The organism is Paenibacillus sp. OK076 (assembly GCF_900110055.1).
Lineage (GTDB): Bacteria > Bacillota > Bacilli > Paenibacillales > Paenibacillaceae > Paenibacillus.
Window position 1 is genome coordinate 758,937 of record NZ_FOCH01000002.1, and the last position, 18,407, is coordinate 777,343.

The 18,407-nt window shown below is 42.6% G+C and carries 10 protein-coding genes; all 10 read left to right on the forward strand.

All coding sequences use genetic code 11. The features are described 5' to 3' along the window. Window positions 1-101: 101 nt before the first annotated feature. The gene (locus tag BMY78_RS22110) at window positions 102-2,123 is read left to right on the forward strand and encodes a DUF5693 family protein (RefSeq protein WP_090903525.1); all 2,022 of its coding nucleotides are present in this window, start codon (window positions 102-104) and stop codon (window positions 2,121-2,123) included. Then, window positions 2,099-3,253: a polysaccharide pyruvyl transferase CsaB gene (gene csaB, locus BMY78_RS22115; protein WP_090903526.1), complete on the forward strand. Its 1,155-nt coding sequence runs from the start codon at window positions 2,099-2,101 to the stop codon at window positions 3,251-3,253. The genes BMY78_RS22110 and csaB overlap by 25 nt, the downstream gene beginning before the upstream one ends. Window positions 3,254-3,259: 6 nt before the next feature. After that, on the forward strand, window positions 3,260-4,018 hold the full coding sequence (locus BMY78_RS22120) for a WecB/TagA/CpsF family glycosyltransferase (RefSeq protein WP_090903527.1): 759 nt from the start codon (window positions 3,260-3,262) through the stop codon (window positions 4,016-4,018). Window positions 4,019-4,385: 367 nt separating this feature from the next. Then, a complete protein-coding gene (locus BMY78_RS22125) occupies window positions 4,386-5,513 on the forward strand; it encodes a glycosyltransferase family 4 protein (RefSeq protein ID WP_090903528.1) in 1,128 nt (375 codons plus the stop codon). 161 nt (window positions 5,514-5,674) lie between these two features. Next, window positions 5,675-9,565 carry an S-layer homology domain-containing protein gene (locus BMY78_RS22130; RefSeq protein ID WP_090903529.1) on the forward strand — a complete coding sequence of 1,297 codons (3,891 nt, stop codon included), beginning with the start codon at window positions 5,675-5,677 and terminating at the stop codon, window positions 9,563-9,565. A 207-nt stretch (window positions 9,566-9,772) separates the two neighbouring features. Then, window positions 9,773-10,114, forward strand: coding sequence for a hypothetical protein (locus BMY78_RS22135; RefSeq protein WP_090903530.1), 342 nt, complete (start codon window positions 9,773-9,775; stop codon window positions 10,112-10,114). A gap of 518 nt (window positions 10,115-10,632) precedes the next feature. Beyond that, the gene (locus BMY78_RS22140) at window positions 10,633-14,265 is read left to right on the forward strand and encodes an S-layer homology domain-containing protein (RefSeq protein ID WP_090903531.1); all 3,633 of its coding nucleotides are present in this window, start codon (window positions 10,633-10,635) and stop codon (window positions 14,263-14,265) included. A gap of 193 nt (window positions 14,266-14,458) precedes the next feature. Next, on the forward strand, window positions 14,459-17,065 hold the full coding sequence (locus BMY78_RS22145; RefSeq protein ID WP_090903532.1) for a hypothetical protein: 2,607 nt from the start codon (window positions 14,459-14,461) through the stop codon (window positions 17,063-17,065). Between the two features lie 173 nt (window positions 17,066-17,238). Then, window positions 17,239-17,832: a hypothetical protein gene (locus BMY78_RS22150; RefSeq protein ID WP_090903533.1), complete on the forward strand. Its 594-nt coding sequence runs from the start codon at window positions 17,239-17,241 to the stop codon at window positions 17,830-17,832. A gap of 146 nt (window positions 17,833-17,978) precedes the next feature. Further along, a complete protein-coding gene (locus BMY78_RS22155) occupies window positions 17,979-18,251 on the forward strand; it encodes an alpha/beta-type small acid-soluble spore protein (protein WP_090903534.1) in 273 nt (90 codons plus the stop codon). Window positions 18,252-18,407: the final 156 nt, after the last annotated feature.

The following is an 18,407-nucleotide window of genomic DNA, read 5'->3' on the forward strand; positions in this document are numbered from 1 at the left end:
GTTGACACAAGCTGTTTGTATCCGGTATTTATTCACTATTATGCAATGAAAATCATGAGCTGAACGTGCATTTGGTTCCAACACTTGAGGAGGTACATGTAGTGCGTCAAAAATGGCTTTATTGGAATACCGCTTCACGGAAGTGGCTGTGGATTGTTGTCATTATCGGTTTGATTGCTTCCATCCCTGTCATCAGTGATCGGGTGCAGACGGAATCTTCCGCCAAAAAGGTGGAGCTTGTCTTCAATTATCGGGGTCTATTGGATATCTCGGCTTATCAGGCCCATCCGCAAGACTTCATGAATGAACAACTGACTCGTTTGAAAGATGCCGGAGTGACAACGATGGCGGTGTTCGAAAGTACACTGGATGAGTTGAAGAAGTCACGTCGACTAATGGTATATAGCGGGCAGGATCTTGCGAACATGACCAAAAATGTCATTCCTGCTAACGATAATTACACGTATGTGCTGTTCACAAATGAAGAAAATGCACAAACGTATACCCCTATCATTGAACAAACGTTCGCCGATCGGGAGATTCCTGTGCTTCCATGGGAATATGAAGGTCGTAGCGGCTTAATATTGCAGACTCCACCGGAGAATGCGAACATGCAGCCTTTGCAACCAGATCCGGTTGCCGTGAAGATGCTGCGTGATAAAGGATTTTACATTTTGCCACGGATCGCTGACAGTGTTCCTTACAATCAGGAATCCATGGAACGCTTGCTTACGTTCTTTGAAGAGAATGGGGTTAAGCGCATCTTGTTTGATGGCGATGCTGTGAAAGGGTACAATGATAATGCAGAGATGAAGAGTCTCGATATGTTCGCCCAGTTGCTGAACAAACATCATATTGGACTGGCGGCTATTGAGAATTTGAAGAAACCACAATCTGGTTTTGAGACTCTCTCCTATAAAATTGACTACAATGTAACTCGTCTGTACTCCTTAAGTGACGGGGATGCCAATCTGGATGTAGACACCATTGCTGACCGTTTTGTTTTGGCTACCAAAGACCGTAACATTCGGATGATTTATATGAATGCTTCGCCAAGTCGGAATACGGCCAAAGCCATGATCACCGATCCGATTGATAATCTGATCAACAGTTTGGGTGAGCCAGGTCATGCAATTGAACGTATGGGCAAACACGGCTTCGAACTGGGACAAGCTGAAGCGTTCACGGTGAAAGATTCTTCCATTCAGCGTTATGCCAAGCTGGTTGCTCTGATTGGTGCAATCGCAATGATTACGCTTATGGTTTCATATTTTGTACCACTGCTGACATTGCTGGTATTTGCACTGGCTCTGGTGGGTAGTGCCGGATTATTCTTGCTCAAACCGACGCTGCTGGAGCAAGGAATCGCCTTGCTGGTCGCTATTAGCGCGCCAACCATTGCGATGGTGCTGGCGGTTCGAACAGTGAACTATCAGCAACAGCGTCAGCCAGACGCCCCTGCGGGTCGTCGATTGGCACAAACGATCTTCTTATATGTAAGAACATCAATTCTTTCTTTCCTGGCGGTGCCTTTTGTCATCGCATTGCTGAACAGCATTACGTACAGTCTGGTCATCAACCAGTTCCGAGGCGTGAGTCTGTTGCACTTTGCACCGATGGCGCTGGTAGCGATATATATTGTGTTTTACCGTGGTTCGGGTACGTTCTCCATTAAACAAATTAAGGATATTCTTCGTACACCGATTAACGTATTGATGGTTGTATTGGCACTGGTTGCTGCTGTGGTTGGATACTATTATTTGAGCCGTACAGGCAACTCGGGTTCGGTTACTCCATTCGAGATGTTCCTGCGTACAACGCTAGAAGATACGTTCGGCGTGCGGCCAAGATTCAAAGAATTTATGCTGGGACACCCGCTGTTTATCGTTGGCGTGTTCGCCGCTTTAAAATATCGTAAAGTCATCTTTGTGCTCATTATTGCAGCAATTGGACAATTGTCCATGGTGGATACGTTCGCGCATATCCATACGCCAGCTGTATTGTCACTCATTCGTGGAGTGATGGGATTGGGACTTGGCTTAATCTTCGGTATCGTTGCTGTGGGTGTGTGGCAAGTAGCGGAAGGATGTTGGAAAAAATGGTCACCACTTCTCAAAAGTTAGTCATCTCGGGTTATTACGGATTCCACAACAGCGGAGACGAAGCGGTACTAAAGTCAATTTTGACGGCGCTGGAAGAGGAGAGTCACAGATCGAATGTCACGATTGAGCCGATTGTGCTCTCCGGTGACCCGGAGTGGACCACTTCAATGTACGGTGTACGTTCAGTACATCGGATGAAGTTGAAGGAGGTTCGCGAAGCGATCAAGGAAAGTGATGGTTTAATTAGTGGGGGAGGAAGTTTGTTGCAGGATGCAACCGGACTAAAATCCATCCCCTACTACCTGGGGGTCATTAAACTGGCCCAATGGTTGAAAAAGCCAACATTTATCTATGCGCAGGGCATTGGACCTGTAAATCGTAAAATGTTCAATCCGATGATTCGTTCGGTCTTTAAGGCCTGCAAGTATGTATCTGTCCGTGATGAACAATCCGCTGAATATTTGCGTGGGCTCGGATTGCAGTGGAATCAGATTCATGTGGTCCCTGACCCGGTGATGGGTCTGCCGCTGCCTGAAGCCCAAGCGGAAGAAGTAAGTTCAGTCACGCTAAATGCCCAAGGAGCAAGCGTTCATACCAAACTCCCAGTGATTGGCGTTTCGGTACGTTTCTGGGAGTCGGATCGTAAAGAGCTTACAGCGATTGCTGCTGGACTCAAGAAGCTTTGCTCCAAAAAAGCCGTTCACTTGCGCTTTATGCCATTTCACTTACCGATTGATGAGCAGGCTTCACGTTTTGTCATGGAAATGCTCGGTGACCTCGGTAACAAGGGTAGCGAAGTCAGCATTACCAAGGATCTCACCGATCCGCAGCTGATGCTGCAGGAAGTTAGCAATTGTGATGTCGTTATCGGCATGCGTCTGCACAGTCTGATCTATGCAGCATCACAGTATGTTCCACCCGTTGGTATCTCGTATGATCCGAAGATTGATCAGTTCATGCTGCGTCTGGATAGCGAAACCGTGGGCAGTACGGATACGCTGGATGGGGATAAACTGGCAAAGACGGTGGCTAACCTGTTGGATCAGCGTTCACAGTGGCTGAAGGAACATGAAGAAGGCATTACCGAATTGAAGCAGGAAGCCAAAGTGCCTGCTCAGCAAATTATTAAATATTTAGGCCGCAAAGGGTGAAATAAGATGAATCAGACCGGACCAATACCTACCGTTTCGATCTATGGTATTCCTTTTTCCAAACTAACGATGAAAGAAACGGTGGAGGTACTACGCGAAGCTGTGCTCATGAAGCAGCCGCACCAAGTCATCACAGCGAATCCTATCATGGTTATGGCCGCGCTGGAGAATCCGGCGATGATGAAGGTTATGCAATCTGCGGAGTTGATTGTTCCTGATGGAACAGGCGTTGTATGGGCTGCCAATTATTGTGGGGAGCCTGTGGCAGAGCGGGTGCCTGGATTTGAGCTTTTACATGAATTGCTGCGTGTTGGAGAAAACTATCGGTGGGGCGTGTATCTGCTCGGTTCCACACCTGAGGTGATTCAAGAAACGGCAGTTCGGTTACAAGAGCAATATCCGGCGATTCGAATTGTAGGTTATCGCGACGGTTATTTTGGTCCGGCTGAGGACGAGCAGGTTGTTGCTTCCATCCGTGAAGCTGCACCTGATCTGCTGTTTGTTGCACGTGGGGCAGACACACAGGAACCGTGGATTCACAAGTACAAAGATGCACTTCAGGTTCCCGTTACGATGGGGGTTGGAGGCAGCTTTGATGTGATTTCGGGCAAAACCAAACGTGCACCTAAACTGTTCCAAAAGTTAAGACTGGAATGGTTTTATCGTCTGCTTCGCGAACCTAGTCGGGCTGGCCGAATGCTTGCGCTTCCGAAATTTGCTGTCAAAGTGATGCGGGACAAAGAAAACGTGACTAAAGTCCGTTAAAATTAGGCTATTACGAGTAAAATGCACGTTTTTGCTAAAAATTGAGGTTGGCATTTCGCCTGTGATCAGCGTATAATTCATTCCGGATTACATGTGTCGTACTGCTTGAATTAAAACGTTACACTGAGCAACTACGATAGCAAGGCAACCTTCCAATCGCTGTTATCCCCAGATTTCTTTTATTACCCTTTTATATGGGTGAAATCCGGTGATAAAGGCGACCGCTTCGCTTCTTCAGGTTTTCCTTGCTCTCTTCGTTATCGTGTAACAAGTATTCAAAAATAACTAACAAATAATTTATATATAAAAAGAGATCAGGGGATTTATAATTTCTTACAGGTATTATAATTGGGGGTCGAATGTTCAAATGGTAGCGATCTTTATCATTGGATTTATCGTGTCAATGGGACTGGCTCTTGCCCTGACACCGCTTGTCAAAAAGTTCGCAGTCAGAATCGGAGCAATGGATACGCCGAATGCACGTAAAGTGCACACTCGGATTATGCCGCGTCTTGGTGGTTTAGGAATTTTCCTGGCCTTTATCATAACGGTTGCTGCACTGCTTCCTTTTGTGTCGGCATGGTTTACGACAAGAGATATGAGCTTTGTCAGTGCTTTTCTGATTGGTGGATCGATCATCGTACTGATTGGTGCGTTGGATGATCGTTTTGAACTGTCAGCCAAAGTGAAACTGCTCGGACAGATTGTTGCTGCTGCTGTAGTCGTATTCGGATTCAATATCCGTGTAGACTTTGTCAATATTCCTTTTCAGGATGCATACTCCTCATTGGAAGCTTGGGTATCCATTCCGCTGACAATTCTCTGGATTGTTGGTGTAACGAATGCGATTAACCTGATTGATGGTCTGGATGGTCTGGCTGCCGGTGTATCCGGTATTGCCATTGGTACCATTGCCGTGATGTCCTTCTTGATGGGTAACATGATGATTGCCTTGATGTGTCTTGTACTGCTCGGTAGTATTGTTGGATTCTTGTTCTTCAACTTCCACCCGGCCAAGATCTTCATGGGGGATACGGGATCGCTATTCCTTGGTTTCTCTCTGGCGATGCTGTCCATGCTTGGATTCAAACAAATTGCTGTCGTGTCCTTCATTACACCGTTGATCATTATCGGTGTGCCGCTCTCGGATACCTTCTTCGCGATCATTCGTCGTGCGGTACAACGGAAACCGATTTTCTCACCGGATAAAGGTCACTTGCATCACTGCCTGCGTGAACTTGGATTCAGTCACCGTCAGACGGTTCTGATCATCTACGGTATTGCCGCATTCTTCGGTGTACTGGCGATTATCCAATCTTCCGCTGCGATGTTCGAAGCCAACTGGGTAACGTTCGTCGTGATCTGTATCATGATGTTCTTCCTCCAGGTCGGAGCAGAAGTCATCGGACTTGTAAGCAAAACCAGAAGGCCGGTCATTAACTTCCTGTTGCGCATGCGCGTCAAGTTGAACCCGGAAACCCGTTCGAAATCCTAAATAGAAACGCTCGTTTACTGATCTTATTGAATATTCTATCAACCCAAACCTTGTCCCTCGTGGACAAGGTTTTTTGTTTATTTTGCTGTTTTTACTAAATAATTGGAACCTTTCGGCCGATATATAACGGTAACTGACTTAAAAAGAGGAGAGATGATTGCATGCAGCGTACGAAGAAGCCGATGATTTGGCTGATGATGGTGGCACTGGTTGTATCTCTAATACCAGCAGGCCTTGCACCAGTCGCATCGGCGGCAGGACAGACGAGTTATTTTACTCCGGATAATGCTGGGAACGTCCAATTGAAAGATACAGTAGGTCTCAAAATGAGTGGAACTGGCACGGATGTGCTATCGCGCTCAACAGCATTTGTTGTAACTAACAGCGAACAGGCCGTAACGGGTACGTTCACTAACGTAACAGGCTCTACATTGGGTGCCAACGTTCAACTGATGAATCTGAAGGATGGCACTTGGGTTCCAGACAGCACGCGGGTAGCACCAGCGGTTGTAACGGTTGATCCAGATCGACCAGACAATCGTTTTAAAGCAACACTTACATTGTTTCCCGGAATGAACAAAGTAACGTTTACCGGTTCCCAGGGACCAAGCGAACGTTCTGAAAGCTTCTATATTTTGTATGACTCTGTACCATACATTGAAAAGCTGCAAGTTTTGGGTGGAGCTGATAACCTTGATCTAAATGAAGGATCACAGGTTGTTGTAGATACGGGTGATGTGACTATTCAAGGTGTAGCCCACAACTCCTCTAAAGTAACAGTAAGTTTGAATAATGGTGAGGCATTACCAACATCATTGTCTCAACAAGACGGTGCATTTTTCTCGCCAATGCTTCGATTGAAGGCAGGCAAGAATGATGTGGTCATCACTATTGAAAGCGGAGTAGACAAAAATAAATACACTTATTCTCTGCTCTACTATGATGAGGAAAATCCGTTCTCTCAACTGGATTTGAATGAGGGATCAGGTGGACTGTCGCAGAGTATGCTCTCGGAAAGGCCTACTTATGGAGGTGACCCTTCACAAGCCAGTGTGACTGTTCAATTACTTTTGCCGGATGATAAAACAACTGCTGTTCCTGAAATCTCGGTGGATGGCGCATTGAGTGGCATTGTTCCAAAAATTGAACCCATTCCTAGTGTGGGAATCAACACGCCTTCATATGCTCTGATTTCGTTTGAAATACCATCATTGAAGTTTACAGAATCAGGAACTGCCCCTGATACTACGATCGATCGCTTGCAAAATCATTCGTTGAGTGTGAAGTATGGAAAAAACACAGCAAGTGTAAATATGAATTTCCAATATCTAGAGAATGAAACGGTTATTACGGATTTAAGGTATCTTAAAGACTACAGTGGTACTGGTGTAGCACCAGAAGGGGTACCTCTTTCGGGTTCAAGTGTCACTTCTGCGGATTTTTATATCCTCGTAGAAACCAGCAGAAATCCTAATGGAAGTGAGTTGACAGCTGAGTACCTTCCAAGAGGTACAAGTGCAATTGAGCTCTCACCACCGATACAAGTATCACCAACTAAATACATCTATCAAATCAAAGGCTTCAAAAACGGAAATCAAACCGTTCAGTTCAAGTTTGCTGGATCAACATCAAGTCGTAATGCGACGATCTCATTTGCCTCCAAAAACTATATTTTTGTGAGCAACCTGACGGATGGTCAGACATATGACATGAACTCCAAAAAAACAGATAAATTGTTGGTTGAAGGTAAGTACGTTGACTTTGCAACATTAGATAGCAAATACTTTGTAGCAGAGATTTTCGCAAACGGTGTAAAAGTGTACTCTACACATCCTGCAGCGAACACGACTCAAAAACAGTTGACTTTGGGCGCGGATGGAAGCTTTAAAGACGTTGAAATTGATATTGACGGGGATAATGGACCTTTATTCTTTGGGGAAAACCGCATTGTATTAACGGGTACAGGAATTGGAGATAAAGGCCAGCTGAATGAAGTAACCAAAGAATTGCGCATTTACATTAATGATAATAATGTATCGACAATCAACAATTTCCAGCCGGCACCAAGTAAAAATCGCTCCACATTTCTTGATCCGTATAACCCGGATGATCAATGGGTGAAAAACCTGTTTAACCTGTCCACGGATTTCACATTTGCAGACAAGAAATACACGACCAGCCTTAAAAATTTTGACTTGGCAATCCGTGGTGCAGGGGCTATTCGAATGAGCCTGAGTATGGGTACTCAAACTATTTTTGACGTGAATATACCAGAAGGATCGGCAGGTAATACAACTTGGGAAGATCCAACAATTTCTCCTGAGTATGCCCTGAACAATGGTAATGTTATTGTGGATCGTGCCGGAAATCAAAAGGACTTTGTTGTACGGTTAAGAGACCTGAAAGCTGAGACACCAGGGACATACATCTATACACTGGACCTTTATAACAAAACTGGAGCAAAGACAAGTCAGAAGGTAGAAGTGGTCAGAGAAGCTGCAGGTTATCGTATTATAGCTCCGCAACCTACTTCAGGTAGTCAAATTGTTGTCAACAAAAACTTTGTTCATTTTGATATTGAGGCAGAGGGAGCAACGTCCGTTATTATTGATAAAGAGACAGCTAAAAAGCTTCAAGGAACAGAAACGGACCGTTTTGCTCTTGATTATGTTGGACTCAAATCCGATAAAGTGAACAAAATTAAACTAACAATTGATCGTAATGGTGTAAAAACAACGAATACAATTGAAGTGTACTATACTAGTGCTACCGGAGTGGATTCACAGTATATGGCTCCTAAAGTAGCCACTAAGTACTCTGCGTTCAATAAACAGCTTGAGCTAAGCTTCCCGAAAGGGACGGTAATGGAAAGTCTAGACACCAGTGGAATCGCAAAGTTCTATCCGAATAACAAACTGTTGTTTGGTATTGCAGATCCGAATACCGGTATTGTGGAACGCCGTAACGATTACGGAAGTATTGTTGGTTTCAAAACAGAAGAAGGAGATCCTAATCCATTAAGCGTACCGGATGATTATTACAGAAGGTTCTCGGCGATCACGGGAGATTCTGTGAACTTTAGTCCGATTTCAGACATTTACTGGATTAGTGGAGGTTTAGGGGAGTCGGGCACAAGAGGCACTGACAACTACAAAGAGCCAACAAATGGCTTAGGTCCATACACTATAGATTCATTGTATGGTAATCCATTAACTCCTGCTGAGCGCAAAATCAAACCATCTCAACGTGGTACATTGACATTGACTTACGATTCTAATGTGGTAGATGACGCGGGCTCCACAATCTCGGTATTCTACTACTCTTCAAGTAGAGAATGGAAACGCATTGGTGGAGAAGTGGATTCCAAGAAGCATACAGTAACCGTTCCGTTCGATAATTTCGGGTACTATAAAGTCATGAAGCTTAGAAGAAGTTACAACGATATCACGAACCATGGTTGGGCCAGAAATATTCTTAATGCATTATACGCCAAAGGATTTATGGCACCATTGCGTTTTGAACAATTTGGAACAGATGATCGGACCTCCAGAGGAGAATTTGCCACACTTTTGGTAAAAGGATTGAATCTTCCGATTACTTCTGATAGCAGAAGGACATTTACAGATGTAGCGCCTGGAACAAGTTCGTATACTTGGGATTATGACAGTATTGAGACAGCCGCCAGAGCAGGTATCATTACAGGATTGACCGATGGTGTGTTTGGGCCGGATCGTCCTCTCACACGTGAACAGGCAGCGGTCATGATAGCGAGAGCACTTGAGCTCAAGTTAGCTGCAAATGACAACAAGCTCCAAAGTGCATTGGCCAAGTCTTTCATCGACTCAGGCAGTATGGAGAACTACGCCGGTCCTGCTGTGCAAGCTGTTACCAAAGCGAAGATCATGGAAGGATCTCCTGTAACAGTTGCCGGCCAAAGCAAACCACAGTACGCATTTAACCCGAAAGGAAACCTGACTCGTGCAGAAGCAGGTAAGATCGCGGTTGAATTGCTCAAGAAGAGTACCAAAGTATTCCCTAAAAACTTGAGTTAATTTATGTGATAGCATGGATGCATTTTAGGAAGGACCTGTCCCTTGCGCTAAAGGGGCAGGTCCTTTTTATGAGTGTTATGTAACTGATAAAGAACACTTTTATAATAGAAGAAATAAGTTTTTTACCAATAACTATTTTTGTAATTTGCTAGAGTTTAAGATACAATAACGGTAAATACACAATGATCTAGAGGGTGAAGTTAGCTAATGAAACCGATTTATTCGAAGGCCCAGCTGGGCTACATGAAAGCAAAGACACAGTTCGAGAAGCAGGCAGTCATTCTGGAGAAGAAAATAGAAGATACACGCAAAGTACAGGAAGTTTCCCAAGAAGTGATGGAAGGGCTCGTTCAGGCAACTGGCTTCCATGATGCGTATAACAGTTTGGTTCTGGCTGAGAATGAATTGATTGAATGGTCTCATACAACGATGAAGCATGAGAAAACGTACCGTGAGAACAGACAACCAATCGATGATATGTATCTGAGATTGAACAGTGATCCGAATATGCGAGCTCAAATTATTGACCTTGCAATGAAGATTCGCTAATCTATATAACCAGAATGGTACAAAAGGCATTCCTCATGGAATGCCTTTTATTTATTTTCTCAAATAGAATAATTTGTCGCTTCATGGAGCGAGTTAACGGGTATAAATAAACGTTCCCTTCAATTCATACACGGTATATTTACACACAGCTTGCATCATTACCAACGCTTTAAAGGTTTTGAAACTCGCATTTACCTGCACCGCATCAATACATAAATAAGTTCAAAACTTTTTTTGCTGAATCCGCAACTTTTTGAAATCTTCTGCGTTTAAGATGTAGAGTCAAAAACATTGGGGAACTTACCAAGAATGACCTCGTGAAGAATCTTGTCTATTTATTAGAAAAAATTGCTTTACGGCACGGAAGACCCATTGTATAATACGTAAGGTAGGATTAGGAAACTACTCTATTTTCGTATGGTTCTATTATTATTCTTGTTTACAAGTTTCTGTGATATGCTCACAGACATCATTTATATTAACTTGCTCACAACTCTGGAAAGGGGGTGCAACAATATATGAGGAACACGAGCGACCCTATTAAAGAAAATTCAAATGTTATGAACGCCCAAGGAGGAGAAAAAAAGGTTATGAAGAAAATTTTATCCGTAGCTCTGTCTACAGCAATGGCATTCTCAATGTTTGCATCTGTAGCATTCGGTGATACAGCAGTATCAGCACAACAACAGTTTGATGCATTGAAAGCAAAAGGTATTTTCACTGGTTACCCAGATGGAACTGCTGGTTTGAACAAAGAGATGACTCGCGCTGAGTTCGCAAAAGTTATCACTAAATTGCTTGGCCTGAAAGAAATCACTGGTGTATATTCTTACAACGATAAAAACTACAATGCTAAAAACTGGGCTGCTCCTTACATCGAAGCAGTAACAGCTGCGGGCATCATGGAAGGTAAAAACGTTGAGAAGAAAATCTTCGACTTTAACGGTAAAGTAACTGTTGAAGAAATGGCGAAAGTTCTGACAATCGCTTTGGAACTTGAAGTTCCAGCTGAAACTAACAACTCAGCAACAACTTGGGCTAAAGGTTATGTTCAAGCGGCAATCAACGCTGGATTGCTTGATTCCAAATTGAACTTCCAATCTAATGCTTCCCGTGAATTGCTTGTAGGCGCTGCTTACGCAATCGATCAAGCTCAAAGCTTGAAAGTTGCTTCTTATGAAGTGAGCGAAGCTGGTAAAGTTGTTACTTTCAAAATCAGCGACGGTGAATCCGTTAAAGTAACTTTGGATAAAGCTCTCGAAGCTAACAAAGAAACTGAAGTGAAATTCACTTACAAAGATAAAGAGTTTACTGAGAAAGTTACTTATGTAGTAACTACTGCTACTAAAGTAGAAAAAGTATCTGCAGCTAACTTGAAAGAAGTAACTGTTGCTTTCGATGGTACTGTTGACGAAGATACTGCTACAGACATCTCTAACTACTCTTTGAAATCAGGTAAAGCAATCAAAACTGCTACATTGTCTGATGACAAGAAAACAGTTACAGTTGAGTTGCAAGGCACTCTGAACAACAATAAAGTTGATTTCTTGAATGTCTCCAATGTCAAAGCTGGTAATGTTGTAGTAAGTGCAAAAGACGTTGAATTCTCAATCGCGGACAATGAGCTTCCTAAAGTTGAATCAGTTAAATCTTTGGGTACTAAATCCGTTAAAGTAGTATTCAGTGAGCCGGTACAATTGCCAGCACAAGGTAACTTCGAACTTGATGGTAAAGCATACTTCGGTAAAATCACTCAACCTACTTTGAGAACAGTTGTGTTGACACCTTACAGCACTTCCGCTCTTACTGTTGGAGATCACAAACTTACTGTAGTTGGAGTTAAAGACTATGCTGGTTTTGTATCCCTGACAACTTCACATGACATTACAGTTGTTGAAGATAAAGAAGCTCCAACAATTACTGCAGCAACAGCAACTTTGGAAAGTGTAACTCTTACATTCTCTGAAGAAGTTGATCCAGAAACGCTTGATTCTGATAATGTATACTGGAAATCCGGTACTGACAAAATCAAAGCTACTGGAACACCAAAAGCATTGGCTGACAACAAATACAAATTCACTTTTGACAAAGCAAACGCTCTGCCAACAGGTGCTGTATTGATCTATGTTGAAGGAGTGAAGGATTACTCCGGCAACCAAATTGCTAAGGACACTTCAGTTACAGTTAACGCTGAAATTGATCAAACTCGTCCTGAAGTAAGAAAAGCAGAAGCAATCGATTCCAAACACATTCAAGTTACTTTCTCTAAAGCTCTTCTTAATGATTCTGTAAAAGAAACTAAGAACTATAGTGTAACTGATAAAGATGGAAAAGTTGTTGCTGTGAAAGACGCAGTAAGAAGTGGTAATGACAATAATGTCGTTACAATTGAATTGTACACTGCATTGTCCACAGGTGATAACACAGTGACAATTAAAAACATCAAAGACAACACAAGACTTGGTAACACAATGCTTGACTACAGCGGTAAAGTGAACTTGGCTGATGTAACGACTCCTAAATTGGATTCGAAATTGGTTAGCGTTATTAACCGCACTGTAATTGTTGGCTTTGACAAGAAAATGGATCCTGCAACACTTGCTGATTACTCTAACTATCATGTCCAAATTAACGGAGAAAGAGTTACATTGACTCCTGAATTGGCTGATATCACTGTACTGAATGACAGCAAAGCTGTTTCTATTAAATTCGTTGAAACTTACAAAAATCAATCTGTTGTATTCGCAGCGGGCAACTCTACTACACAAAGAAATGTACAAAACTTGTATGTTCTTGGTGTAAAAGATACAGCTGGCAACTTGCTGAAACAATTCGTTGATAACAGTGGATTGAACGTAATTCCAACAACTGCTGATTTGACTGTTGGATTGGCTACTTATGATACAGATTATGATGCTAAATATAAAGCAGCTCTGACAGCTAAAAACACAATTCAAGTTAAATTGTCTTCTAGCGTAACATCTGCTCCTAAAAATGCATTTACTGTAACTAATGCTGCTGGTAATGTAGTTGCTATCAAAGATGTTGTACTTGATGGAACTTCTGTTGTTAAATTGGTTCTTGAAAATGATATTGGTACTGCTACAAACGGAGTGAACGTAACAGTAGACGTTAATAGACTTGGTACTTTGGCTGGTACTACTACAAGTGTTCCTCAACAATCAACTGAAGTATTGGATAAAGTTGCTCCAGTTGCAGTAGATAACACTTCAACTGTGAAAAATCTCCAAGTAGTAAATGGCAGTGACATTGTAATTGAACTTTCTGAGCCAGTTCAGTTGGACAGCGCTGCTAATACTGATTTGCTTGCAAAAGACTTTAAAGTTGTTCGTTATTCCGACAACAAAACTTTGGTTGCTGGTATTGATTATGCTGTTAAATCAATCACTAATGGTGCTACATCTGTTACTATCGAACTTAAAGATGAAGCTACTAGAAAAGCATCAACTAAGTATATTGTAAGCTTTACAGGATCTAAGTACCTTACAGATCTGAGCCCAGTTAAAAACGAAGTAGCTGCTTTTACTGACAGAGAAACTGCTCAAGAGGTTGCTTTCGTTACTACTGCTATTGTAACTGTAGCAGGTGATACTACTGTTGCGGTTCCAGCTAGTGCAACTCCTGTTACTAAACAGTATACAGCGACTGTTAAAGATCAAAATGATAATACAGTAACTGGTGCAACAACATTTGCATTGAAAGCACCTGCAACTGGTGTAACTATCTCACCTGCTGGATTGTTGACAGTTGACAATACTGCTTCTGCTGGAACAGTTACAATTGTAGCTACCCATGCTTCTGGTGCTAAAAAAGAAACAGATGTAACAATTACTAAAGGTACTGCTGTTGTAACTACTGTTGAAGTAGCTGGTGCTTCTCCATCTACTTCAGAAGAAGGTACTGCAAATACAGTACAATACACAGCAACTCTTAAAGACCAGTATGGTCAAGCAATTACTGGTAATGTAACTTGGAGCTTGGTTAATGCACCTGCTGGAGTTACACTTACAACAACTGGCCAACTGAATGTTGCTACTACTGTTCCTGCTGGTACATTCTCTGTAGTCGCTACATCGGCTGATGACACTACTAAAACAGGGTCTGTAACGTATACAGTAACTACTCCATAATTAATTTTTCAATGAAAAACCTTTTGGATACTTAGTATCCAAAAGGTTTTTTTGTACATAAAACTGAAAATTCATTCAAAAAATAACTGAGTAATTGATCAATTATTTACTAAAACCAACAACATCGTAACTTTCAACCTCTCTCAAACGTTTATAATATAAAGCAATAAGCAACTTATGGGAGGTTTGGAAAGTGGAGCAAAGGAAGGTTTTAGTGAGTTTTTTGACGAGTGTATTGGTATTAAGTTCAACTGCTGGAATTACAGCAGCAGCGAACACTGCTAATAATACGGATAAAACTACTACCAATAGTTCAAAAACGACATCAAGAGCAACAACATCTGAAAACAAGGTAGTACATACATTGGGGAATTTATCCCCTGTAAAAGTAACCCCACGTAGTTCAGTTAGGTTAACCGATGTGAATTTTCTATCTCAAGATGATGGTAATGTTGTCACATATACATTGACTTATAAGAACAATGACAGTAAGCCATTAATGATGCTAGATTACTGGAGTAAGGTGAAAACGAAAGGTGGTACGTTGTTCTCACCTAAACTGATTGCTAAGGATCAAGAAAAGAAAACCGTGGCTGCTGGATCAAGTGTAGACCTAGCCTACACGATGAAGGTTGGACGTGAAGTGAAGTTGAGTGATCTGAACTTCTTGATCGTGAAGTGGGATTTCAATAAGCCTAATTATGAAAGCACGCTGGGGAAATTTAATGTTCCTGCATCGTATAGCATTACAACACCTGTAGGGAAAACTAAAACCGTTCGTCTCAGTGATTCATCTGTAAAGGTGAAGGTTTCAGGTATTAAGGTGTTTCCTGGGGAAAATAAGAATCAATATGTCAAAGTCGGTGTAAACCTGAATAACATCAGTTATAAATTGCTTGAAAACCCGAATATCAAATGGATTTTGCGCACGCCAAGCGGAGTGAATTATCCTCTAACTCCAGATAAGGATAATACAAGCATCAGTATCCAGGCACAAGCCAACAAAACACTAAGTTTGATGGCATCCCTGCCAACATCAATTAAGCTACAAAAATCAGAATTGTTGCTGGTTGAGGAACAGGGTGAAGAAAAAACAGTATTGCCTGTTGCGTCTTTACAATTACCAGAGGCAAGTACATCTAATGTAGAAACGGCAGTTAATCAACCGAATATTATCTCTGTCGATGGACAGCGTCTGTCTACCTTGCTTGAATCGGCAAAAATCCGTGTAGTTGACAATGAGTACGACTTGAATATGCAATTCATATTGAAGAATGAGGGCAAGAAGGCAATTAAGGTACCGACCTATACTTTTGAAGTGCGGACTGAGGATGGCACCATTTATCCGATTGAAACAAAGGTATTAGATGCGTTGAAGTTAAATCCTGGAGATATCAAAACCATTAAACTGAATGCTACACTTCAAGGCAATGGTGATGCCAGCCAGATTAAGCTGTATGCGATGAGTCCGGTGGATAAGAGCGAGAATACGGAGACTACGAGTCCGTCTAGTACCTTTGTATTTTCCTATCCTGTCGGAATCTATGCAATTCCCGAGTCTGTATCGAGCGGTGATGGTCTAACTACAGAGACTGTAATTAAGAACAATAAAGGAACGTTTGGGGTATCATTAGGTTCGTTACAGCGGTTACCATGGTTAGACAGTGATATTGTGGCGGCTAAAGTTACAATTCGTAATGCAGGCACCAAAACGGTACAGCTTCCAGAGCTTGAAGCGATGTTTACGATTGATTCGGCTCAGATTGATGGAGACAAGAAACTAATCTACACTCAAAGCGGGAAGCTCCTTGGCGCGGGTATGAGTACCGAAGCGTACCTATTGACGAAGATACCTTCAGAACTGCGTATGGGACGTCTTGAAGTGAGTTTGATTGAGAAGGTTAGTGAAGAAGAAACGAATGAGTGGATTACTCTTAACACATCTGGATTAATTCAACCTGTATCATACGTTGGAGCTGGCAAGACTTATACAACTGGAACAGTGGATAAAGAGACCGAAATGAGTGTGCGTAGAACGATACGTTATCCTGGAACATCCTCAGATACTGTATATACTGAGTTTGAGATGACCAATAAATCACTCCGTCAGAATGGACTTGGCAAATTAGTAGCTTACTTTAAAACACCAGATGGTCAGTATTACAAAGCAACGTCTAAACAATCCGAACGTTCTCCTGGGCCGGGTCAGAAGTCAATTGTTACGTTCTCGGCTAAACTTCCGAAGTCAGTTACATTCTCAGATTTGCGTCTGCTTGTAGGTGAAGGTATTGCGGATAGCAAGTTTGTTACTGGTGATGGAGAAGCTACCGCTTATGTGAATGCAATGGCATTCGAGGTACCTCCAACTACTATAAGTGTTCAAGGCAACTTCACCAGTATTGATCTTTATCCGTATGCATTAACTGCTAACAGCGTTCGTGCTTATCTGGTGGGCAGCAATTCTGTACAAGTTGACATGAATTACACGCTTAATCGTAGTGAAGAGATCGAAATGGCTGAGTATGAACACAAATGGATTCTCGCATTTACAGCTCAGAATGGAAAAGTATTCGAGAAAGAACTGACTCCAGGTACGGATTTGAAAGTAGGAAGTAATCAGACTTTAAGTTGGAGCGTAGAGGACAGCTTCTTCGAAAAATTGAGAGGTGGGTCTTACCGCTTAGCGATATATGATCAGTTCCAAGGACAACGTTTGCTCCTTGCAGAGCAAGCTTATGGATACGATGTGTCCAAGTTGCCAAAAGAAGAACCTGAAATTCCTGTGGGTGGAGCTGAATAACCAGATAACAACAAATCAAGAATACGTACCGTATATACTTGCTATTATTTTTTGCTATTTAAGCAAGCAAAACCTCGTCTTCGACAATATGGAGACGAGGTTTTGCTTGTCGCATGGTGTTTTTTTCTCTATAGTTAAAGTTAATAGATTTCCAGAGGAGGAAAATAAATTACATGAAACCTTATATGAAAGTATCCCTGGCTGCGCTGGCAATTGGTGTTGGCGTATGGGTTGGGTCTGTATACAGCAATACGGCAATAGGTGCAGGCACAAGTCAACCAGGAACAGCAGATGATCCTGTAGTCACCAAAAGTTATGTAGATCAACAAATCCAGCAGGCGCTGGGGGGCAAAATTTCTACGGGCAGTGGTAACACGAATAGTGGAGGCAACAATGCAGGAACTGGCAATACATCGGGTGCAAACAACGGCTCTACTGGAACAGGTACCACAGGTGGAGACACAACACTTCCACCACTGGTATCCGGTGCGACAGATGCGGTTGAGATCGTAACCGTAAAGCCGGGTCAACAGCTGATCGGTAAATCCGGCGCGGAGTTCATTGTACGCAGCGGCAAAGCTGTGATCGTTAGTGAAGGTACGAATGGTGTTGCTGATCTGACTGACGGGATTGACCTGACGAATGGACAGGCAGCGCCGACCAATCACTTGCTTTCTTTTCCAAGGGATGGACGGGGGATTACAGTTCTCGATGGCAACAAATACAGTCTGACCGTTATGGTTCGCGGTGGATATTCTTTGAAGTAGTTTAAGCATTGTAAGCTGAAATTATTCAATATTACGTAATAAGTTGCTGAGATTACCCAGTTCTAACAAACATTAATACGGCTAGCCAGCCTTGTTCCTGCTCACTCTATAACTGTACACAACCAATAACCGGAGGTGCAGGAATCATGGCTAGAAACAACCGCAAAGTGGTACCGGAAAGTCGTCAGATGCTGGATCAGATGAAATATGAAATTGCCGCCGAGTTTGGTCTGAATGTGGGGTATGGCGGTCGAGGTCTTGCTGGTGCAGATACCGAATTTGGTTCTGAACTGGGTGAGGTGAGTGATCACTCTTACGGCCAGTATAAAGGTTGGGGTCATCTGACTTCTCGTGAGAATGGATCGGTCGGTGGAGAGATTACCAAAAGGCTGATTCGCCAGGCAGAGCAGCACTTATAGGATGTTTTCCTTATCCCCGTTTGTTTGACACCTCTTGACAAATACGTTAAGATGGCAGTTGAGGTACACAGCCTTTTCCGCTAGGGAAAGGTTGATTTTTTTGTTGAGGCCATTACCTGAAAAATCCTTATCTTCGTAACTGCGGACCCTGCGTCC

Coding starts and splice junctions, on each gene's coding strand:
- csaB (WP_090903526.1), top strand. CDS start 2,099: ATGGTCACCACTTCTCAAAAGTTAGTCATCTCGGGTTATTACGGATTC.
- BMY78_RS22120 (WP_090903527.1), top strand. CDS start 3,260: ATGAATCAGACCGGACCAATACCTACCGTTTCGATCTATGGTATTCCT.
- BMY78_RS22125 (WP_090903528.1), top strand. CDS start 4,386: ATGGTAGCGATCTTTATCATTGGATTTATCGTGTCAATGGGACTGGCT.
- BMY78_RS22130 (WP_090903529.1), top strand. CDS start 5,675: ATGCAGCGTACGAAGAAGCCGATGATTTGGCTGATGATGGTGGCACTG.
- BMY78_RS22135 (WP_090903530.1), top strand. CDS start 9,773: ATGAAACCGATTTATTCGAAGGCCCAGCTGGGCTACATGAAAGCAAAG.
- BMY78_RS22140 (WP_090903531.1), top strand. CDS start 10,633: ATGAGGAACACGAGCGACCCTATTAAAGAAAATTCAAATGTTATGAAC.
- BMY78_RS22150 (WP_090903533.1), top strand. CDS start 17,239: ATGAAACCTTATATGAAAGTATCCCTGGCTGCGCTGGCAATTGGTGTT.
- BMY78_RS22155 (WP_090903534.1), top strand. CDS start 17,979: ATGGCTAGAAACAACCGCAAAGTGGTACCGGAAAGTCGTCAGATGCTG.